The organism is Psychrobacillus sp. FSL K6-4615, assembly GCF_038008225.1.
GTDB lineage: Bacteria > Bacillota > Bacilli > Bacillales_A > Planococcaceae > Psychrobacillus > Psychrobacillus psychrotolerans.
Genome location: NZ_JBBOYQ010000001.1, coordinates 2,739,334 through 2,759,901 on the forward strand (window position 1 = coordinate 2,739,334; position 20,568 = coordinate 2,759,901).

At 36.9% G+C, this 20,568-nt stretch carries 19 protein-coding genes; 6 read left to right on the forward strand and 13 right to left on the reverse strand.

What is annotated here, in order from left to right; all coding sequences use genetic code 11:
• Window positions 1–48: 48 nt before the first annotated feature.
• Both ltrA and MKX53_RS13695 read right to left on the reverse strand, forming a co-directional pair.
• Window positions 49–1,293: a group II intron reverse transcriptase/maturase gene (gene ltrA / locus MKX53_RS13690; protein WP_340911974.1), complete on the reverse strand. Its 1,245-nt coding sequence runs from the start codon at window positions 1,291–1,293 to the stop codon at window positions 49–51.
• A 520-nt stretch (window positions 1,294–1,813) separates the two neighbouring features.
• A complete protein-coding gene (locus tag MKX53_RS13695) occupies window positions 1,814–2,650 on the reverse strand; it encodes a reverse transcriptase domain-containing protein (RefSeq protein WP_445678268.1) in 837 nt (278 codons plus the stop codon).
• 830 nt (window positions 2,651–3,480) lie between these two features.
• Here MKX53_RS13695 and MKX53_RS13700 point away from each other — a divergent pair.
• The 5 genes from MKX53_RS13700 (at window position 3,481) to MKX53_RS13720 (ending at window position 7,485) form a co-directional block, all read left to right on the forward strand.
• Window positions 3,481–4,263 (forward strand): tyrosine-type recombinase/integrase, encoded by a 783-nt coding sequence (locus tag MKX53_RS13700; protein ID WP_340911977.1) that lies wholly within the window; start codon window positions 3,481–3,483, stop codon window positions 4,261–4,263.
• A gap of 186 nt (window positions 4,264–4,449) precedes the next feature.
• The gene (locus MKX53_RS13705) at window positions 4,450–4,572 is read left to right on the forward strand and encodes a hypothetical protein (RefSeq protein WP_340911978.1); all 123 of its coding nucleotides are present in this window, start codon (window positions 4,450–4,452) and stop codon (window positions 4,570–4,572) included.
• A gap of 232 nt (window positions 4,573–4,804) precedes the next feature.
• Window positions 4,805–5,946, forward strand: a protein-coding gene (locus MKX53_RS13710; RefSeq protein ID WP_340910623.1) for an IS3 family transposase whose coding sequence is annotated in 2 segments (ribosomal slippage) — window positions 4,805–5,078 and window positions 5,078–5,946 — 1,143 coding nt in all. Because the reading frame shifts where the segments join, the coding sequence is not laid out codon by codon here.
• A gap of 137 nt (window positions 5,947–6,083) precedes the next feature.
• Window positions 6,084–6,509 (forward strand): carboxymuconolactone decarboxylase family protein, encoded by a 426-nt coding sequence (locus MKX53_RS13715; protein ID WP_340913361.1) that lies wholly within the window; start codon window positions 6,084–6,086, stop codon window positions 6,507–6,509.
• Between the two features lie 127 nt (window positions 6,510–6,636).
• On the forward strand, window positions 6,637–7,485 hold the full coding sequence (locus MKX53_RS13720; protein WP_340911981.1) for a methyl-accepting chemotaxis protein: 849 nt from the start codon (window positions 6,637–6,639) through the stop codon (window positions 7,483–7,485).
• A gap of 717 nt (window positions 7,486–8,202) precedes the next feature.
• Here MKX53_RS13720 and MKX53_RS13725 read toward each other — a convergent pair.
• The 5 genes from MKX53_RS13725 to MKX53_RS13745 all read right to left on the reverse strand — a co-directional run bounded on the left by MKX53_RS13725 (window position 8,203) and on the right by MKX53_RS13745 (window position 13,665).
• On the reverse strand, window positions 8,203–10,134 hold the full coding sequence (locus tag MKX53_RS13725; RefSeq protein ID WP_093538617.1) for an FtsX-like permease family protein: 1,932 nt from the start codon (window positions 10,132–10,134) through the stop codon (window positions 8,203–8,205).
• A complete protein-coding gene (locus tag MKX53_RS13730) occupies window positions 10,106–10,879 on the reverse strand; it encodes an ABC transporter ATP-binding protein (protein WP_093538616.1) in 774 nt (257 codons plus the stop codon). The genes MKX53_RS13725 and MKX53_RS13730 overlap by 29 nt, the downstream gene beginning before the upstream one ends.
• Entirely contained in the window at window positions 10,839–11,885 is a 1,047-nt protein-coding gene (locus MKX53_RS13735; protein ID WP_340911984.1) for a sensor histidine kinase, read from the reverse strand. The genes MKX53_RS13730 and MKX53_RS13735 overlap by 41 nt, the downstream gene beginning before the upstream one ends.
• A 1-nt stretch (window position 11,886) precedes the next feature.
• The gene (locus MKX53_RS13740) at window positions 11,887–12,591 is read right to left on the reverse strand and encodes a response regulator transcription factor (protein WP_093538614.1); all 705 of its coding nucleotides are present in this window, start codon (window positions 12,589–12,591) and stop codon (window positions 11,887–11,889) included.
• 81 nt (window positions 12,592–12,672) lie between these two features.
• The gene (locus MKX53_RS13745; protein ID WP_340769960.1) at window positions 12,673–13,665 is read right to left on the reverse strand and encodes a lipoate--protein ligase; all 993 of its coding nucleotides are present in this window, start codon (window positions 13,663–13,665) and stop codon (window positions 12,673–12,675) included.
• A gap of 122 nt (window positions 13,666–13,787) precedes the next feature.
• On the opposite strand from MKX53_RS13745, the gene yhfH reads away from it, so the two are divergent.
• Window positions 13,788–13,913 (forward strand): protein YhfH, encoded by a 126-nt coding sequence (yhfH, locus tag MKX53_RS13750; RefSeq protein ID WP_340763258.1) that lies wholly within the window; start codon window positions 13,788–13,790, stop codon window positions 13,911–13,913.
• Window positions 13,914–14,116: 203 nt separating this feature from the next.
• On the opposite strand, the gene MKX53_RS13755 is transcribed toward yhfH, so the two are convergent.
• The 6 genes from MKX53_RS13755 to MKX53_RS13780 all read right to left on the reverse strand — a co-directional run bounded on the left by MKX53_RS13755 (window position 14,117) and on the right by MKX53_RS13780 (window position 20,492).
• Window positions 14,117–16,306, reverse strand: a complete 2,190-nt coding sequence (locus tag MKX53_RS13755) for a YhgE/Pip domain-containing protein (protein ID WP_340911986.1) — start codon at window positions 16,304–16,306, stop codon at window positions 14,117–14,119.
• A 67-nt stretch (window positions 16,307–16,373) separates the two neighbouring features.
• Complete coding sequence (locus MKX53_RS13760) at window positions 16,374–16,943, reverse strand: TetR/AcrR family transcriptional regulator (protein WP_340911988.1); 570 nt, start codon at window positions 16,941–16,943, stop codon at window positions 16,374–16,376.
• A 90-nt stretch (window positions 16,944–17,033) separates the two neighbouring features.
• Window positions 17,034–17,498, reverse strand: a complete 465-nt coding sequence (locus MKX53_RS13765; protein WP_340831341.1) for a FixH family protein — start codon at window positions 17,496–17,498, stop codon at window positions 17,034–17,036.
• Between the two features lie 5 nt (window positions 17,499–17,503).
• Complete coding sequence (locus MKX53_RS13770) at window positions 17,504–18,889, reverse strand: sensor histidine kinase (protein WP_340911989.1); 1,386 nt, start codon at window positions 18,887–18,889, stop codon at window positions 17,504–17,506.
• Entirely contained in the window at window positions 18,886–19,557 is a 672-nt protein-coding gene (locus tag MKX53_RS13775) for a response regulator transcription factor (protein ID WP_093538608.1), read from the reverse strand. The genes MKX53_RS13770 and MKX53_RS13775 overlap by 4 nt, the downstream gene beginning before the upstream one ends.
• Complete coding sequence (locus MKX53_RS13780) at window positions 19,557–20,492, reverse strand: YncE family protein (RefSeq protein WP_340911991.1); 936 nt, start codon at window positions 20,490–20,492, stop codon at window positions 19,557–19,559. Before MKX53_RS13780 ends, MKX53_RS13775 begins: the two co-directional genes overlap by 1 nt.
• Window positions 20,493–20,568: the final 76 nt, after the last annotated feature.

Genomic DNA, 20,568 nt, shown 5'->3' on the forward strand with positions numbered 1-20,568 from the left:
AGCCCCTCTCAGAACCGGACGTGAGCCTCTCAACTCATCCGGCTCCCATTATTCAGCCGTAGGCTTTATTCCTAGTTCCCAATGTTTGAAGAGCTTAGGATTCTGAATAGCAATCCTACCCATAAAACGTTCCGCATTTTTCTTATGACGAGCAAGTCTTTTATATTTCTTTCTTGCCCACATGATTAAGGCTTTATTAATATGCCTCAAACTAGAATACATTTCGGATTTGTAGAACTTCCCATAGTAATTAATCCATCCTTGAATAGCTGAGTTAAACATCATCGATAAGTCAAAGAGTTCCTTATATGCCTTCAGTTGCAGTTTCCAACTTCTTACTTTTTGCCGAATTGATTTCTTAGATTTATTGCTGATAGCAGGAGTGAAATTCACAAAGTGTTTCCCCCACCTGTTTTTCGACAGTCTCGGTCTGAACGTATACCCTAGAAAATCAAACGATATATTTTCATGCTCTTCTTTTCTATCTGCATCCTTGCAATAAATAATTTTGGTTTTAGTTGGATGAAGTTCGAGTTTACATATATTCATTCTCTTGTTTAGGGATTCAAGCAACTTCTTTGCTTCTTCCTCTGTCTTACAGTGGATGACTGCGTCATCTGCGTACCTAGCAAATGGATTGTTAGGATGATTGATTTCCATCCATTTATCAAACGTATAATGAAGAAATAGATTTGCTAATACCGGACTTATGACCCCACCTTGCGGTGTGCCAGAGGTACGTTCTTTTATTCCTTTATTCGTTTGAAACGGTGCTTTTAACCATCTTTTGATATATAGCTTTATCCATTCTACTTTTGTATGCTTTTCTACCGCTCTCATCAATAAATCATGGTCTATATTATCAAATAAACCTTTAATATCAAATTCAAGTACCCAATTGTACTTCCAACATCTTTTCCGAGTGATCTCTAACGCTTGAATGGCACTTTTCTTCGGTCTGTATCCATAGGAGTCTTCATGAAAGAATGGTTCTACCGAAGGTTCAAAATATAATTTCACCGTCATTTGTGCAATTCTATCCGCCACAGTTGGGATTCCAAGTGTTCTTGTACCCCCAGCTTTCTTTGGTATTTCTACAGCTTTAACAGCTGGAGGAAAATAACTACCAGATGACATTCGGTTCCATATTTTATACAGATTATCTTTGAGATTTTCTTCAAATTCTGCTATGGATTGTTCATCAATTCCTGCTGACCCTTTGTTTGCTTTTACTCTTAGAAAAGCTTCATATACTACGTTTTTGGATATAACATATGGCTTTGTTTTATGCATAAGTTCCTCCCAGTTTGTTGGTTGACTTGTATATAAAACTGAATAATATAACCCCTTCGCTCCATCTCCGTTAGGAGATTTCATCGCTACTACGAGTTATTCCGCCCCTATACATGGCATTGGTACTCCGATTCTTGTGGGGCTTCCACTTGAAATCTCTCCCTTAGCATCCATGTCGTAGGTTCCCACGTTCCACACAAAAGCCTGTATTAAGTTCACGCCGCCTTTATACCGGTCACCGAACGGACAGTAAACAGGTTTCCTCCGAACTTATCCTGAGTTAATGACTCCCCCTCAGTTTTGATGACATCTCTACGCTTTCGATACTTCATCAGCGGTTCAATGGTTTTCGTCTCCTTAATACATACCTGACAGAGTCATGCTCTGCCTTTTCCCCTAACGCTCAATACCATAGCTTTTGACTATAGCACCTTAGGGTGGTTTGCAATCTCTACCTGTATAGCGATTGCGAGAGGCCTTCTCTCATCTTAAGTGCAGCATAGCTTACAAAGTTTACTTCTCAAGCACACTTCGTTTGCTTTCGTGGCACACAGTCATCGGCATAACGAACTATGTAGCCTTCTTTTAAGTGAGTTCGCTTCTTTTCAACTAGCTGACTTTCTCTAGTTTTTAAGTTTTTGAGGATGGGGAATAGTTCCCATTGATTCGCTACCCATTGGTCCAATTCATCTAATACAATATTAGACAATAACGGCGAAAGTAGGCCACCTTGCGGAGAACCTTTTGTTGGAATACCTTCTCCATCCACTTCGGCTTTTAACATTTTAGATATACAGGCCAGAACTTGTCTATCCCGGATACCTAAATTCCATAGCTGCTTAATTAGCAAGGTATGATTGATATTATCAAAGAACCCTTTGATATCAATGTCTACAACGTAATGGAGTTTCGACCGGTTAACTAGAAATTGAATTCTTGCCATTGCATGATGAGTAGACCGCAAAGGTCTAAATCCATAGTTGTGATTATAAAAATGAGCCTCAGCAATCGGTTCTAACACTTGTTTAAAGCACTGTTGTATGATTCTATCCAGAATGCATGGAATACCTAATGGTCGCATCTTGCCATTATCTTTTTCGATTAGTTTACGTCTAACTTTCTTTGGGCGATAATTATTAAGCTTACTTTGTATTTCTTCTACTAATTCGTTCTCTGATTGTTTCTCTATGTCTACAATAGTTTTACCATCTGTTCCAGGGGTCTTCGACCCTTTATTTGACTTGATTGTTCGATACGCTAATAAAATATTGTTCCTCGACGTGATGATGCCGTATAACAGAAGGAATGATTCTTTATTTTTGGCTCGTTCATGTAAGTCCGTAAAGGTGTCTGTCATCCCATAATAATCCCAATATCGGAGAGCTTGCACTGTGGCATCATTCCTCTTTGAAGTGATGTTCCCACGTTCTTACCCGACCGGTGCAATGCACAATTGAAAAATAATTATTACTTATCACTAGACTTGGGGCTGTTCCTCCACTTCCATTACAGAAGTTTCATTGGTCGTACCCCTACCCTCACAAGGATAAATGCATTTCGCCATAAAGCTTATAGCAACCGTTTCGGGTGACAGCCCTTGATTCAACGTTCCTTACTTTCCAAGTCCCTTAAAACCTAGCTATCTTTTTCTAAACTTAGGTGCTTCCTGTAAGCCTGTGAGCTGGATACCGCCATTGTTCGGTATAGCGTGTTTCATAGCAGCAATTTTTACTCCACGTCACTCACCCCATCGTTGGATGGTACACAAGTTTCCTTATGCTCTAACTTTAGACCCGTACGTTCGGAAGTTTGTCTATTCTATTTCACAAGAAAATTCTCACCATATTTAGTTTTTCAGCCATCCGGCATATCCATTGGCATACCTTTTTCCGTAAGGAGTGGCTTCAGCCTTTGTTCTGCCGACTTTACCTGAGCTTCAGACCCCATAATCTGTCCATTATGACGCATGCAGGAAACTTAATGGGATAGTTTCAAAATACATGGTTTTGTCATTCCTATCCTCGGTTATAAAGTTAGGATTTCCGAAGAAATCCCTTGTTTTTTCACACATAAGTGCTTATAACAAAACTTGTCGCGCTGCCGCGTTAGTTGAAATACACCCTATGTCTATAATTCTATTAAATTGGCAATAATCCTTTTAATATTACTATTTTAGGGGGAATAGAGTTGTTACTATCGAATGCATGGACTTCGTTTGAGGCTGATAAGCGAATAGAGGGATTTTCACCACAAACATTGAAGGCCTACCGGTTACAGTCTTTGCTACTAATTGATTATTTTAAGGATGTAGAGATAGAGGTACTGGATACAAATCAACTGAAAGAATATCTCGCTATATCCGGCAAGCATTTAAAACCAGCAAGTCTTGCACATCGCATTCGTTTTATGAAGTCATTTTTTCGTTGGTCCCACGAAGAAGGCTACCTGAGTAAGAATCCAACGTCCAAAATCAAAGAACCCAAAGTGGGTAAGCGGATACCAAAATATTTAACTGAGCTGGAAATCGAACACCTTCGTGAATCCTGTCATTCTCCAATCGAAAAAGCGATTTTTGAATTCATGTTTTCTACCGGTTGTCGGATTGGAGAAGTAGTTGCATTAGAAAAGAACCATATTAACTGGTCCAATCAATCTGCGATTGTTAGAGGAAAAGGTGACAAGGAAAGGGAGGTTTATTTTAATACACGTTGCGATATATGGCTTAAACGCTATATAGAAAGCCGTAATGATCATAACTCTGCTATTTTTGTAACCGCTAGACAGCCTCACAAAATGAGCGTCGCCCAAATGCGATACATCATCAAGCGAATCTCCAATCGTGCTGAAATTAATAAAGAAATTCATCCGCACCAACTTAGACATAGCTACGCAACTCATTTGTTGAATAATGGAGCTCCTCTTGAAGTCATACAAAGTCTTATGGGCCATGAGAAAAGTGAAACCACCTAGATCTATGCTCAGCTAAGTGGAAGGTTAAGAAAAGAGTATTATCAGAAGTACTTTTAAATGAAGAAGGAGCAACGCCTTAAAGGACGTTGCTCTATTTGACTAAAGCACCCGTTACTTGATTAAGCATCTTGTATAGTCAAGATTTTTACTATACAGTTAAATTAACAAATATTAGGTGGTGTCTTAATGGAAAATTATCTTGTTTATATCGCTTTTGACTTTGCTGTAGCTGGTCTTGGTTCTTCTGTCGGCAATGAATATAGACTGAAAAAATTACAAAAAAGAATAGAAGAACTTGAAAAGAAATAGTTCTTGTTCTTACATTTGATGTAGGTTTTTTATAACTCGTCTTATGTCAAATGCTACATAAAAACTCCCATTCTCATCTTATGCTAATTAATAAAAAAGGCTTTACTCCTTCTTGAAGTAAAGCACCCGTTAGCTAAATGCAGTGACCTAAAAAAATGAGACAAATAAAAACACCTTTCGTTGAAAAGCGGGTATACATTACCTAACTTATCAATACGGAGGTGTTTTTTCTATGGGAACAAGAATCAGTTATCCAGTGGAAGTAAAAATGAAGGCCATTGAAATGCGATTGGCTGGGGTGCCGGTAAAAGAAGTAATGGAAGAGTTAAACATTCGGAACAAAACACAATTGGAAACATGGTTGCGGTGGCATCGAAATGGAGAAACCCACCGTCTCCATCAACCAGTCGGTAAACAATATACCTTCGGTAAAGGACCGGAATATGGTAGTGAAACTGCCAAACTACAAGCAGAGAATCGTTTTTTGAAACAGCAGATTGAAGTTTTAAAAAAGTACAAGGAATTGGAAAGGAAGTGGCGCCAGCAGTAGTAATTCAATTAGTGGAAGACTTAAAGGATATCATGCCAGTTGGTGAAATCTGTCGCCACCTTGGTGTAGGTCGCTCGTCTTACTATCGATGGAGAAAGCAGGCGGGTCAACTCACACAAAAGGAGATTCGAGATCTGCAGATCGGAGACATGTGCAAAAAACATAAGTTCCGATATGGTTATCGAAAGATAACTGCTTTGTATCCAGGTATTGGGGAAAAAACCGTGCAGCGTATTATGCAAAAATATGGATGGCAATGTAAGGTCAAAGTCAAGAGACGTAAGAAAACTGGTCAACCTGCCTATATCGCTGATAACTTATTGGCTCGTGACTTCACGGCAACTAAGCCACTGGAAAGGCTTGTAACAGATATCACCTACTTGCCTTTTGGTCAGACGATGTTGTATCTTTCCAGTATTAAAGATCTCTTTAACGGTGAAATTATCGCCTATACGATTGGCTTGAATCAAGATACAACCCTTGTATTAGATACACTTCACCAGTTACCCGAAGTACCAAAAGGATGTATTCTGCATAGCGACCAAGGATCCGTTTATACGTCGTATGCTTATCAAAAAGCAGTCAAAGGAAAAGGAATTACCATGAGCATGTCCCGCAAAGGCACGCCAGCTGATAATTCCCCCATCGAAACGTTCCATTCCACGCTAAAGTCTGAAACGTTTTACCTTGAAGATATTTACCACACGACTAATGCGCGTGTGATAAATATAGTCAAAGAATACATTATTTATTATAACAATATCCGTATTCAAACGAAACTAAACAGCCAATCACCGGTTCAATACCGTCAATTGGCTGCATAATTAGGTGTTTTATTCTTGTCTCATAAAAGGTAGTCAGTGCCCAATAAGCACCTTCTCTTTTATTACACATTATCTACTTACTGCGAAGCACCCCTAATTACTCTTTACAGTTGGATTTCATCTTGAATAAATATGATATGATGGAAATGGAGAAATATACGAAAACTACAGCTATCGAACGAAAACTTCGTGAGCTAATTAAAATTCGTGCTTCTCAAATTAACGAATGTGCATTTTGTTTGAATATGCATACAACCGATGCCCGAAAAATGGGTGAAACCGAACAGCGACTTTACTGTGTCAGTGCATGGAAAGAGTGTGATTTCTACACTGAAGCAGAAAAAGTAGCTTTAGAATTGACAGAGCACGTGACATTAATCCCGATGAAACGTGTTCCAGATGAGCTTTATCAGCGAATACGAGAACATTATGACGAGAAACAATATGTCGATCTTGTTCTAATTATCAATCAAATCAACAGTTGGAATAGAATTTGTATTTATTATAAAGAGAAAAATATTAGGAATAAGACAATTAATTATAATAAAGCTTATATCCTCTAATTTAATAGAAAATTCACAACGATAATAGTAATGGAGCACCAAAAAAATACAATTTAGCAGACAATTTTAATTACTAGTGATAAGATAAATTAAAATCCATCTTTTAGTAGAAAAGGAAAAATAGAAAATGACTAATATTAAAATTTTAAATTCGAATTCAGCCATTCATCCAAGTCTACAAAACTATTTAGAAATCTTACCTATATTCCACTCGATATTACCAGACATAGCTATTGGATTAACAAATACGCAAGAATGGATTGCTTATCATCCTGGGCGTAAAATAGATATAGGAGCAAGAGCTGGTACTAAAATCAATCCACTCGAACCATTAGCAGATTGTATTAAAAACATGATAGTAATAAGCGAAGAAGTTCCATCCGAATTCTTTGGAATTCCGTTCACTGGATCAGTTGCACCTATTGTAGATAATGGTCAGGTCATTGGAGCATTAGCCATTCAATTACAAAAACAAAACGAAAAACAACTTAGAACCATTTCAGAGCAGATTGTACAATCACTGGAACAAGCTAATAATCGTGTTGTATCTATAAAAGATGGCTCGGAAGGTCTCTCAAAAATAAGTAATGTATTGTTAGAAAAGTCCAATCGTGCTTCGGAAGAAGTGAATAATACGGATGAAGTACTAAATTTCATTAAGAGAGTCGCTGATCAAACAAATCTTTTGGGGTTAAATGCTGCTATTGAAGCAGCAAGGGCTGGTGATAAAGGTCTTGGCTTCACAGTAGTTGCTAATGAAATAAGAAAACTTTCTTTAGAAACAGTTTCTTCCACAGAAAAAATAAGACAAACATTAACTAACATCCAAAAGTCTGTGAATGAGATTACAGCTTCCATACAAGAGGTTGTTATTGTTGGACGAGACCAGGTATCCTCTACTGAAGAAATCTCTAACATCATTACCAAAATTCACTCGATGAGTAAAGAGTTAAACAAGTATGCTTCCGAATTATAAAAATAAAGAACGTATTTAAATAGAACCTCCTGACATTAATCGTTTTGATTTAGTCAGGAGTTTCTTATTTTATAATCCAACAACTGATAATAGTTTGTGTGACTGTTGTTTTTAAACACTTTCCAATGAATGCTTCCTCGCCTTCGACTTTTGTTCTTTTTATATCAACCTCTTCTAGTAAAAACAACAAAGAAATTTCCAACTATTTCATCCCAAAAATACTGTAAAAAATCCAAATCGTCTTTACTAATAGTCTTTGAATTAAGACTTCTACCATTATTCCACCAAAAGATTGTGCATCTCTTATTCCCATAAATTTTTTTCAATCTGGTCGAATAAACTTACCAACAAGGATTTATTTGGATTACCATTTGGGAAATGAATCCATTAAAATCTGTAAATTTCCTTTTAGTCTGATACTTTGGTCTAACGCAATTATGTCTAAAAAGCCTTCCCACGAATTTGTCATATTTTCACCCATCTCCACTTCTCTTATTCAACTAAACTGCCGCTTTAGTTTAAGTAAATTCTTTCACAAACTTTTAGATGCAGGTAAAATCCATAATGCTTTACTAAAAATCAATCTTTACCTTTAACATACCCTTTATTTTTATATACAAATGGCACCGCACTAGCGGTGCCATTTAATATACATTTTTATTTACATTACACTTCTTGCGATATTAACACCAATCGATAACCTTTAAACCTTCCTTTTTACTGAATATGAGCAATGTATCTCCAACGGATCAAAAAGAAATAAGAGACTTGAATAATCGTGAACGCTATTAACACGAGTAACATTTCCATCGCTATCGAAACGGCAGCTAGATCAACCCAAAAGGCTTGTAAAAACATAAATGAAAATGTACTATGCACCATAGCCAATCCCCAAGGCAAGAAAAACTGAGGGATTAACTGACGATTTACGATTTTCACTAGCTCTCTATCCGTAACACCCATTCTCCGAAGTACATCATATTGTTTTTTGTCACGCTCAAGATCTGTATAAAGTTTAAAGTAAACAAAACTGCCAGCTGCAAGCAACAATACCGCTGCTACCAGTAGACCTGTAAATAACAATAAAGAAAACGTTGCCTGGATAAGTGAATAATTTAAACCAGGATTGGAGAAATAGAAGGAGTTGGGATTTGTATTTGAAGTACCCATGGACTGTGTCATAATTCTATCTAAATCTGTCCCAACATCCTTCGTCCGAAGCCACTCAGAAACGTGAAAAGCATAATAGGTTATGTTAGATTCCCTCAAGCCATGCCCATATAAAGGCTCGGTTATCAGCCCATAATCCTCATCACTAATGATTAATGATTTATCTCCAAGAGCAAGTGAAGGGAAAATCACCTGTTTATAGACTCCTTTAATTTGAATTGGTACATTACTTTCTTCTAACACTGTTTGCTCATCTTCTGTTCTTATTTCTTCAGATGCCTCACGCTTATTCGGAATGACCAATGCTTCCCCATTTTGAAGGTCAATCAATGGAATCTTCAATGCAACCGCCAAACTATTCACTTCTGATTCCTTTATAAGATTTACACGGCTACGTAAATTGGAGGAAGTTTGTTTTTTTACGGTGAACTTAACCAACTCGTAGGATAACCCTTCCTTTTGGAGTTCCTGAGATAATTTCATCACATGCTCTTCCTCAAAAGGATTGTCCCAATTACTAGTGTAAAAAATACTAATCGGGTTCATCTCCCGATATTGCGCTGTAAAAGATGTAAACGAAGTCACGACTCCAACCGAAAGAAAGGCTAAAGTCGAAACAAGCGTTACTATAAAAAACATTCGAGCATTTTCTCTAATTTTTATAGAAGCTTCTGCAAAAGCTATTAATCGGAAAGAATGCCAATATAAATTCTTACGCTTTCGTATAACTCCTAAAATATACAAAATACTGTCGGTATAGAACAGATAGGTACCTATAAAAGCCAGTATAATAATGACTACGCTCAGGTAAACCTTAAGTTGAAATAGTGAAAATATTACTAAACTATAAGCCGTTAAAAGTAGCAATAACCCTAAAACTGCTCTACCCTTGCTGTAATTCTCCTGTTCATTTTGCTTACTATATCCTTTCAACAATTGAATAATATTCTTTTTACGAATAAATACTGAACTACCAAACGAAATAATAATATACAAAGATAAAAATACAAGAATGGTTAATGTAAAGGGTTTCCATGACATATATAGCGGCAGACTATCTAGTAAAAACATTTCACGAATAACCATAAAGAAAAATTTAGAAAAGGCAAATCCGAAAAATATACCTACAGATGTGGATACGACGCCTAAAATCATTGTCTCTAAAAAAATCATCCGATTCAGCTGATGCTTGTCCATTCCTAAGTTAAGAAGCACTCCAAATTCATGCGACCGTGCCTGTAAAAAAGCACTCATCGAATAAAACAAAAAAAACAAAGTAAATATTATTAGAATTACCTGTGCAATGAACATTCCACCAAATGCAATATTTTGCAAAAATTGATCTTCAATATTAGGGTGAAACATTAACATAGAGTAAACAAAAAATACTAAAACTGAAAAAATACTAGCTAGTAAAAATGCAGCATATACCCGTGCATTACGAATGACATTATGATAAGCGAATTGTTGAAAGGTCATTTACATTTCCACCTAGTAATGATAAGACATTTAAAATACGTTGAAAGAACGTTTGTCTGCGGTCATCTTTATAAATTTCATTAAAATATTCGCCGTCTTTTATAAATAGAACTCGATCACAATAACTCGCAGCAATCGGATCATGTGTCACCATAATGATGGTTGTTTTACTTTTTTTGTTTACATTAGATAGTAGTTCTAGTACATCCTTTGCAGCTTTTGAATCTAGATTTCCAGTTGGTTCATCTGCCAGTATGATGGAGGGCTCATGTATTAATGCGCGTCCAATAGCAGTTCTTTGCGCCTGTCCGCCTGAAATTTCAAATGGACGCTTTTCTAAAATAGAGGTTAGGTCAAGCTGTTCCGCAATCTTATTAACTTTCTCTTTCATGACACTTACCGGCTGACCATCTAAAGTTAGAGGTAAGACCATATTCTCTTCCACTGTTAACGCAGGAAGTAAATTAAAATCCTGAAATACAAAGCCAAGCTGTCTTCTACGGAATAGGGATAGATCATTGCTTTTCAACTGCAATGGATCCAGACCGTTGATCATTATATCTCCAGAAGTCGGGCGATCTATTGTTGATATTAGATTTAGTAATGTTGTTTTACCACTTCCTGAAGGTCCCATAACTGCTAGAAACTCACCCTTTTCAACCTCGAAGCTCAGTTGATTGATCGCTAGATGCGCTACTTTTCCTTCATAAACCTTCGTTATTTCTTCCAGCATCAATATCGACATCGAGCTCACCTCGTTCTGTAGATTCATGTTGTTCAAAAATAATAGATACAGTAGTTCCATCTCCAACAGTGGATGCGATTTGAAGCTCATGTCCTAACCTGTGACAAATTTCTTGAGCCAAATATAATCCCATGCCAGTAGATTCTCCCGTTTTCCTTCCATTTTCTCCAGTGAAGAAGGCTTTCGTTACCCTTTTCATGTCAGAGCCAGGAATACCAATTCCCTCATCTCGCACGGACAAAATTACTTGGTTATGTTCAAAGGTAGTTTCAAAGTATACCTTTTTGTTTTCTTCAAATGTATATTTAATAGCATTTGTTATAAATTGAGCTATTACAAATCGTAACCATTTTGAATCTGAAGTAATCACACATTCTTCTGCAATCGAAATGACTGGGAACACATGACTTCCTATAAACAAACGCTTATTACTCGAAACCACTTCGGTAACAAGTTGCTTTATATCAATTTGTTCAATATGCATATCTTCTTCAAATGTATCTAATCGTGCGTTCATCAGAACTGCTTCGAGACCACGCTTCAGACGATCCATTTCCTCCGAAACACCAACTGCATCAACTTGATCATTCCCTTGCGTCATTAACTCGATAACGGAAATAGGTGTTTTCATCTGATGCACCCAACTATTCATAAATTGGAGATGTCTATTTTGCCTCGCATATAAAAGCTGTACTTCCTTTTGATACAGACGGTAAATATGTTGCAAGTACGTCTCTACTTGTTTGATCTCTGCGGACTGCGACTCTCGTTGTAAGACACCCTCTATTTCAGTAGGTACAGAAAGAATTTTTTTATAAAATGCATACTTTTTTACAAATAAGGTCCCTAAAAAGGTCATTGTCAATATACTCGTAATAACTATAGAATACACTGCAGTATCAACATTTCGGAAGCCATCTAGCCAATACAATAGCATGACAAATAATACTAATAAAACCTGAAACACTAAAAAAACTAAATGCTCCTTTATGAACAATCGAATCATATTATGACTCCTCCGGGCTTAGGATTAATCTATATCCCGCTCCTCTTACCGTCTCAATCGTAGATATAACCTTATAGTCACTTAACTTTTTTCGAACTCTTGTCATATTTACATTTAATGTATTCTCATCCACGAATGACTGGTCATCCCACAGCTCCTCTAGTAGCTGCTCTCTGGTCACAAGCTTCGGATGATTGCGTAACAATAATTCCAATATCGTACACTCTTTCTTTTGAAGCGGAATTTCACCATTGGGCGTATGTAACTCCATACGCTCCATATAAAGTTGGAGCCTGCCAACCTTCACAATTCTTTCTTCCTGCTTTGCAGCATATTCACCATACGTTCGTCTCAAATGACTTCTTATTTTAGCTAAGACGATTTCATAGTGAAAAGGCTTCGTGATAAAATCATCTCCACCATTTTCTAGAGCGAAAATTTGATCCATTTCTCCAGATCTCGCGGAAACAAATATAATCGGACAAGTCGTCAATTGACGCAATTGGCGACACCAATAATAGCCATCATAGGACGGTAAATTTATATCTAGTAAAACAATATGTGGATCAAATGCAGTAAACTCCTCTACTATTTGATCGAAGTTCTCTATAGTATGTACCTCATAATGATATTTCCTTAAAGTATCTGCAAGCAAAGATGCAATTTTTCGGTCATCCTCTACTACTAACACACGATGCGTTGTCACAAATATCCTCCTCCACAAAAACAGTTCTTACTTTATCATATCAAAAAAGAGCCCAACATACGTCAGACTCTCTTCCATTTATCAATAAATTAATTGAACAAGCTCTTCTTTTGTAATACCACCGAAGTATTTAGGTACGTCTACGTTTGCTAACGCCGCTTCTATGCCTTCTTTGCTATATGGTTTGCCAGTTAGTAGCTGTTCTACTTCCGCCATATCACCTACACCGAAGAAGTCGCCGAAGATTTTCACTTCTTCCATCATGCCTCTATTTACATCTAAACGCACATCTACTCCACCTACTGGGAAGCGATGTGAATGTTTCATATTAAATTTAGGTGATTTACCGTAATTCCAATCCCATTGCTGGTAACGCTCTTCTGAAAGCTTGTGGATATTTTCCCAGTCCTGCTCTGTTAACTCCCAATACTGGATATTTTCTTCTCCTTCAAAAATAGAAGCAAGAATTTCTAAACGGAACTGTTCGATTGTCATAGGATTATCTAACAGCTCTTTGATGTTTGTTACGCGACTTCGAATAGATTTAATACCTTTAGATTCAATTTTTTCTTTACTTACTTTTAAAGCTGATACAACAGCATCTATATCTGTATCAAACATTAATGTTCCGTGGCTGAACATTCGGCCACGAGTAGAGAATTGTGCATTGCCAGAGATTTTTTTACCTTCTGCCAAAATATCATTTCTTCCAGATAGCTCTGCATTTACACCCATTTTTGCAAGTGCCTCTATAACAGGCAGAGTGAACTTTTTAAAGTTACGGAAGCTTTCTCCATCATCCTTTGTTAAAAAGCTATAATTCAGGTTTCCTAAATCATGGTACACAGCTCCACCACCTGAAAGTCTTCGAACAGGAATAATCCCATTCTTCTCTACAAAATCAGTATTTATTTCTTCCACCGTATTTTGGTTTCTTCCAATTATAATGGAAGGCTGATTTATGTAAAACAGAAGAAAAGAATCCTTTTCTATGTCCATTGTGTTTAATGCATATTCCTCAATTGCTAAGTTAATGCGTGGATCTGTAATTCCTTTGTTATCAATAAAATACATGTTCATCTCTCCTTTAACATTATTTTATCAAAATTTCAGACAATATGTTGACAAATTGAACTGTGTTATAATACAATGATAATAATAAAACCAGTTATATAACAGATGGAGGTGGAACAACTATGTTAGAAAACGTACTTGAATTTTTCCGTAACCTACCCGCGAAGAAATGTGCTACCTGTGGTGACACAATTGAAGAACAACATGAATGCTACGGGAACCACTGTGATAAATGTACAAAACTTTAATAATGGAAAGAACTACCCACTAGAAACCTCCCTTTCTAGTGGGATTTTTTGTTCGTAAAAAGGAACACATATGCAAACACCCCAAGAATGATATCCTTGGGGTGTTTCCTATTAAATCTAAAATAATTGCTTACAATTCAAGTTCACAGGATCTTGCTTTATTCAAAAAAAACCCACCTCTTTTACGAGATGGGTTAAAAAGTTTAAGCTTCAACTGTTTCTTTAGAGTGGCGTTTTTTGAACATTAGCATGAAGTAACCAAAAGTTAAGGCAAAACATACTATCATAAACCCTAATAATACACTATTAGTTGACCAGAAATTGCTCATGTTTCCTGTTGAAATAGATGCTTTAAAACTTTGGACTGAATAAGTCATCGGTAAGAATTTATTAAAGATTTGTAACGGCTGAGGTATTAGCTCCAATGGGAACGTACCTGCACTAGTTGTCAATTGAAGTATTAAGATGACAATTGCTACAAAGCGACCTGGGTCACCTAGTACAGTTACAAGTAATTGGACAATAGCCAAGTAGGTAAAGCTTGTAATGATTGTTGATAATATGAATAACCCTACACTTTGCGGCTCCAATTTTAAGGCAAACAAAGCGATAGCTACAACTACTAATGATTGTATTATCCCTACTAATGACAATACTGAGATCTTACTGAAAAACCAAGATGATCCGCTTGTAGGCTTAATAGCAGACTGCACGAATGGAAATACGATCGATATTAGTAATGCTCCAACAAATAATCCTAAAGATAAGAAGTATGGTGTAAATCCGGTACCATAGTTTGGTACTTCATTTACTCCTTCGACTTCCACATCTACTGGAGAAGCAACCATTTCGTAGGTTGACTCATTTGCTGATACCTCTTTAGACTTTTCACTAGCATCCTTTAAGCTAGATTGTAAAGTTCCAGTTCCTTCTGCTAATTGTTCTGTTCCCTCCGTTAATTTAGCGGAGCCAGATGCTAACTCTCCAGATTTCTCAGCCAATGTTCCAGTTCCAGTTTTTAACTGATTTGAGCCAGATGCTAACTCATTCAGACCAGCTACTAAACTAGAGGAGCCATTATATGCTTGTTGAATACCTGTTGTAAAATCGCTCATTTTAGAAGCAAGTGTACTAGTACCAGTTGCTAAGCTTGCAGAACCCTCTATTAATGCACTAGAAGAGCCATTTAGTTTGGAAATCCCTTGCTGTGCTTGTGTATAACCGGCACTAAGCTGATTTGCCCCGCTGCTCACTTGAGTAGTACCTTTTTCTAGTGCAGCTGTACCATTAGCCAGCTTTTTAAGACCCGCTGATACTGTAGAACTACCCGTTTCTAACTGTTTCACTGTTTCAACTAGTTTTGCTGCCTGTTCTGCTGGTAATGACTCAGATAACTGAGTTAACTGTTGAGATAGTGCTTGAATCCCAGCCGTTACCTGAGTAGAACCTTCGGATAACTGATTCGTACTGTTATTAATAGTTGCACTGCTAGACTGTAATGTAGCTAAGGAATTTATTAATTCCTTTTCTTTTTCACTTAATAATTGATAGCTATCATTTAGCTTAGCTACGCCGCTTGTATATGTTTGAATTCCACTATTTAGTTGAGCTGCACCAGTAGCTGTTTGATTGACTCCGTCTGCTAATTGCTTTGAACCACCTGAAAGTGTTGATAGTCCACTATTTAACTCGGTTGAACCAGTTGCTGCTTTCTGTATGCCATTTACAACTGTACTAGTACCATCTTGAAGCTTGATCGTACTGCTGGCCAATTGCTCTAAATAACCTTTTAAATCAGATGCTCCCGTATTAATCTCTGCAGCACCATCTTTTAATTTACCAGCTCCATCCGAAGCCTCGGCAAATCCATCTCCCAATTTCGTAATAGAATCAAATAATTGCTCCGCATAGGTTTCAGAGACTTGCTTATTCACCTCTGCACGTATTCGGTCCATTGCAGTTTCCCCAATTTGAGAGGATAGGAAGTTATATCCTTCATTTGCTTTGTATGTTATTACCATCTTTTGGGGCTCTTCATCTAACAATGTTGTGGCATGTTGTGAAAAGTTTTCAGGAATCTCGATTAATAAATAATAGTCCTCATTTACTAATCCTTCATCTGCGTCTTCTTTTGAAACAGAAATAAACTTAAACTGTTCACTTTCCTTTAACTTCTCTGATAGGTCGTCCCCTAACGATAGAGCAGTATCATTATACGTAGCACCTTCGTCTGCATTTACTACTGCTACAGGTAGATCACTTAAGTTTGCATAGGGATCCCAAAATGCCCATAGGAACATTCCTGCGTACATAACAGGTATAAACAATACCGCTATTATAGAAATGAGTAACTTTTTATTTGTGAAAATATTTTTCCATTCTGATTTAATCATTAATATTCCCTCCTAGTACTGTATGACCAATTCGTTCAGTTGGTCAATTTTCTCCAAAAAATAAGTCTCAAATAATGAGACTATGAAAAATGGTATCTTGAAAAAAGTCTGTTATTTCCTTTTCTGTTAACGGTTTTTCGTGTGTTAGATTCCAGTCGTTAACGAACGCCAAATACCCTTTTAATAGTAAGTATGCAAAGAGTTCACTATTTACTTGACGAATTTCTCCTGCATTAATATACTTATCAACCTTCTGTTTAATAAAGGAAACAATTGCTTGCTCAATTTGCGCCCTTACCTGTATTAATGCGGGGGTTCTCCATTCCTGCTCCTCTGCAATAATTTTAGCAAACAGTTGGTGAGTGTCCCGGAATTCTAGCATTTTCATCAAAGCGGCATATGCATTTTCTTGGAAAGAAGCTTCTTCATTAATCACTTTTGTCGCTTCCTGTTTCATCTCCGTAATTACACGAAGTACAATTTCTTGAAAAAGTACTTCTTTATTTTCAAAAAAGGTATATATTGTTCCTTTTCCTACATTTGCAATTTTAGCTATTTGCTCCATCGTTGTAGCTTTAAAGCCAAACAAAGAAAAGGATTTAGTTGCAGCTTCTAATATTTCCTGCCTGCGATCCATTCGCTACACCCCAATCTAAAAAATGACCAGAAAACCGTTTCGGTCATCTAGTCATTATAATACACCCATCTTATTTCATTGGCAAGGTATTTATTCGTGATTCATTTCACTCATTGAATTATCACTATCATCTGGCAATACCTTACTCATATCGGGTTCACCAACAATCAGTTCCTGCTTTGGCATAACATGAAGTCCCCTTGCATTTGTATGAGCAAACATATAATAAACTCCATCATGATCAAATGAATAATTTGCTTCATATACGCCATCTTCTGTTAAATTTCCTTCTATCATATGCCCTTCGTCACGCAAGCCTGATTCCCATACCTCAAATTCAACGCTAGCATCATCCACTGCTTCATCCGATTGCGTTACTTTTGCAGATAAGACAACATCATCTACAGAAAGTGTTTCAGCTGTTTGGATGTCTACTATCACTTCTTCCAGTGTGCCTTCATTATTACTTGTTGATGGACTTTCCGATACTTCTTTATCTCCGCAACCTACAAGTGTCATCGTTGCAAATACTAGAACTGCTAATGTCTTTTTCATAAAAACTATTCCTCCCAAATTGGTAATGTTATATAAACCGTTGTTCCTTTTTCTACTTCACTTGTGAATATTAGCTTGCCTTTTTGCATTTCGATAAGTTGAGAAGCAATGGATAGTCCAAGACCAGTTCCCCCATCTATACGACTTCTAGCCTTATTCACACGATAAAACCTTTCGGTAATACGTGTCAAATGCTCCGGTGCAATTCCACACCCTTCATCTTGAATATGAATAGTTGTGTCATTCTTTGCTAGTTCATTTCCTATTTTGATGGAGGATGAAACAGACGAATAGTGAATAGCGTTTTCTAAAATATTGATTAATATTTGTTTGGTCATTTGCTCATTAGCTTTTATAATTGTATCCTCGTCTATTGTAACAGTAAACGATATTTGCTTTTTATCTGCTAATGTTTTGACCAGCTGCAATACCTCCCGCACAATCTCCGATAACACTAAAGGCGATATATGAACTTCCTGATGCTGTTCAGAACGTGCTAATGTTAGCAAATCATTTGTCAGTTTCTGCATTCGATTAGCCTCTTGCACAATAAGTGTATAAACCTCTTTTTTCTTTTCTTCTGGAACAAGATGCTGTTCAAATGCTTCCCCATACCCTTTTATATAACTAATCGGCGTACGTAGTTCATGGGATACTATAGATAAGAAATCTCTTTTTTTCTCATCTTCTTCCTGAATAGACGTAGCCATTTGGTTAAAGGTTTTAGCAAGTTCCCCAATTTCGTCGGTCGATTTCACATCAACTCTTGTGTCGTATTTTCCTACTGCCATTTCATTGGCTGCTACTTTTAGCTTATCTAGCGGCACGAGAACTTTTTGCACTGTCTTTAAGCTGATCCATGCCATTAAAAGGAGTAGAAGAGATACTGTTATCAATAAAAAAATGACATCCTTCGAAGCCATTTCCGTCATTTTCGTTAATGGTACATAGACATAAATAATTCCTTCTAGCCTATTTTCATCAACTAAAGGATAAATAACGGATACAACTTCACGGTTAAATCTCTTTTCATAACCTCGTTTAATGACTGCCTCACCTTCAATAAGCTGAGCGCGTTCCTCTGGACCAATTAATGACTCATAGTCTATATCAAAAGGAATACAAGCACTAAGCTCTTTCGGATTTCGTACAGTAAAAACCTCTACGTCCGAAAATCGATTGAAGTCTTCTGTTTGTTTGATGAAGTCATTTGTAACTGCTCCACCCTTATACGTACCTCGTAAGTTTTCTGCTATCTCTATCATGGAGGTTTCTGTATCCTCCACATAAAGTTCTTCATATAGAAAATTAGTGAATATCATTAAGAATACAATCGTGATAGTTATGAACAATAAAAGCAACATCCAAATTTTTACGGATAGTTTTTTCATTCTACTACCTCAAACCGATAACCTATTCCCCACACCGTCTCAATATATTTCCCAGCTTGTTCTCCTAGCTTTAAACGAAGTGTTTTAATATGCGTATCAACAGTGCGCGTTCCGCCTTCATAATCCATTCCCCAAATTCGTTCTAATAGCTGCTCTCTGGAAAATGCTTTTCCTTCATATTTCATGAATATATGAAGTAATTCATATTCCTTTAACGTCAGTTGGATTTTTTCATTATTTACTGTAATTTGTCTACTCACTACATCATGTTCAATAATTCCTACTTTATGATGTTCATATGAGTTTATCCCAACTCTACGAAGTATAGCATTTATACGAGCCATTAATTCGATAGCTGTAAATGGTTTGATGACATAGTCATCCCCACCAAGCTTTAACCCTTTGACTAAATCTGTTTTAGCATCCAACGCAGTTAAAAAGATAATCGGTATTGGAGAAAATGTTCTTATTTTCTCACAAACCTCAAATCCATTCATGCCAGACATCATCACATCTAGCAGTATTAAGTCTATGTTGGACGTTCGCACTTGTTCAATTGCGTCTTCTCCATTATCCGCGTGGAGGACATGATGACCTGCTTGATATAAATGAAGTTCAACTAGCTTGCGCATTTCTCTTTCATCATCTACGACTAATATAGTAGTCATCATTCAATCTCCCTTACGATTAACTGGAATGGGCCTTTTCCGACCTGCAGTTTTTTGGTAATCTCACCAGACTGGATAAAATATAATTGATGATCATCATAACCAGCAAGCACCATACTATCACCAAAGGAGCTTATCCAAAACGGGTTTGCTCCTGCTTTGATAGAGTTTAAAACCTCACCAGTTTCGGATATTTCATAGACTGAACTACTACCGTGACTTACGGTGAAAACATGTCCATTTTTCGCTCTAGCCATATTAATAGGCATTAATGGAACTTCAATTTCACCTATTAGTTCACCAGTATTTATATTCATTCTTTTAATAGAGCGATTAGGACTACTTCCTGCACCGTGGCCGCCTAACCAAAGTTCGTTGTCCTTTATAAATAGACCATGAGAAGAAGTCGGAATCGCCCACTCATCTACTTCTTCTAACTCCATAGATAGTTTAGAGAGGAATTCATCTTTAAAATTGACGACAAAAAGATTATTGCCATCAGAAATCATTGCCATTGGATAATTTCCAGTAGCTTGAGTCTGTATTTTTTCCCCTTTTGTATTATAAAGGGAAACTGTATTATCTATAGCATTGGTAATATAGATTTTTTCTTCATATACATACGCATAAGTAGAGCCTTCACCTACGTCAATAGAAGCTACCTGTTTACCTGTTGATAATTCAATGAGCTCTGCCTTTTCAACGGTGTATCCGTAAACTAGAAGTAGATCATCTGTTGCTAATGCAAAACCCGTGTAGGCCTCTTCTAGCTCCCATGACTCCATTATTTCAGCTTCATTTGATATAAAGTCTATGCTTCCGCCTAATGTATTCAAGCTAGCAACAAAATCCGTATCCGAGGGGATGGCTGGAAAGCTTGCCTCTGAACACCCTCCTATAAGGCAAAGTAATAAGAGTATATATAACTTTTTCACCTATCCACCCCCATTTCTTTCATTATAACGAGAATATGTGAAAAAAGTTTGAAATAGATTTCAATTTTTTGTTCCA

What these genes read in the sequence shown, in the direction of transcription:
- MKX53_RS13775 (WP_093538608.1), bottom strand. Translation starts at nt 19,557, where the DNA reads ATGACTACTATATTAGTCGTAGATGATGAAAGAGAAATGCGCAAGCTA.
- MKX53_RS13705 (WP_340911978.1), top strand. Translation starts at nt 4,450, where the DNA reads ATGGAAAATTATCTTGTTTATATCGCTTTTGACTTTGCTGTAGCTGGT.
- MKX53_RS13730 (WP_093538616.1), bottom strand. Translation starts at nt 10,879, where the DNA reads ATGTCGATATTGATGCTGGAAGAAATAACGAAGGTTTATGAAGGAAAA.
- MKX53_RS13765 (WP_340831341.1), bottom strand. Translation starts at nt 17,498, where the DNA reads ATGAAAAAGACATTAGCAGTTCTAGTATTTGCAACGATGACACTTGTA.
- yhfH (WP_340763258.1), top strand. Translation starts at nt 13,788, where the DNA reads ATGTTAGAAAACGTACTTGAATTTTTCCGTAACCTACCCGCGAAGAAA.
- MKX53_RS13735 (WP_340911984.1), bottom strand. Translation starts at nt 11,885, where the DNA reads ATGATTCGATTGTTCATAAAGGAGCATTTAGTTTTTTTAGTGTTTCAG.
- MKX53_RS13755 (WP_340911986.1), bottom strand. Translation starts at nt 16,306, where the DNA reads ATGATTAAATCAGAATGGAAAAATATTTTCACAAATAAAAAGTTACTC.
- MKX53_RS13720 (WP_340911981.1), top strand. Translation starts at nt 6,637, where the DNA reads ATGACTAATATTAAAATTTTAAATTCGAATTCAGCCATTCATCCAAGT.
- MKX53_RS13770 (WP_340911989.1), bottom strand. Translation starts at nt 18,889, where the DNA reads ATGAAAAAACTATCCGTAAAAATTTGGATGTTGCTTTTATTGTTCATA.
- MKX53_RS13715 (WP_340913361.1), top strand. Translation starts at nt 6,084, where the DNA reads ATGATGGAAATGGAGAAATATACGAAAACTACAGCTATCGAACGAAAA.
- MKX53_RS13695 (WP_445678268.1), bottom strand. Translation starts at nt 2,650, where the DNA reads ATGACAGACACCTTTACGGACTTACATGAACGAGCCAAAAATAAAGAA.
- MKX53_RS13760 (WP_340911988.1), bottom strand. Translation starts at nt 16,943, where the DNA reads ATGGATCGCAGGCAGGAAATATTAGAAGCTGCAACTAAATCCTTTTCT.
- ltrA (WP_340911974.1), bottom strand. Translation starts at nt 1,293, where the DNA reads ATGCATAAAACAAAGCCATATGTTATATCCAAAAACGTAGTATATGAA.
- MKX53_RS13725 (WP_093538617.1), bottom strand. Translation starts at nt 10,134, where the DNA reads ATGACCTTTCAACAATTCGCTTATCATAATGTCATTCGTAATGCACGG.
- MKX53_RS13745 (WP_340769960.1), bottom strand. Translation starts at nt 13,665, where the DNA reads ATGTATTTTATTGATAACAAAGGAATTACAGATCCACGCATTAACTTA.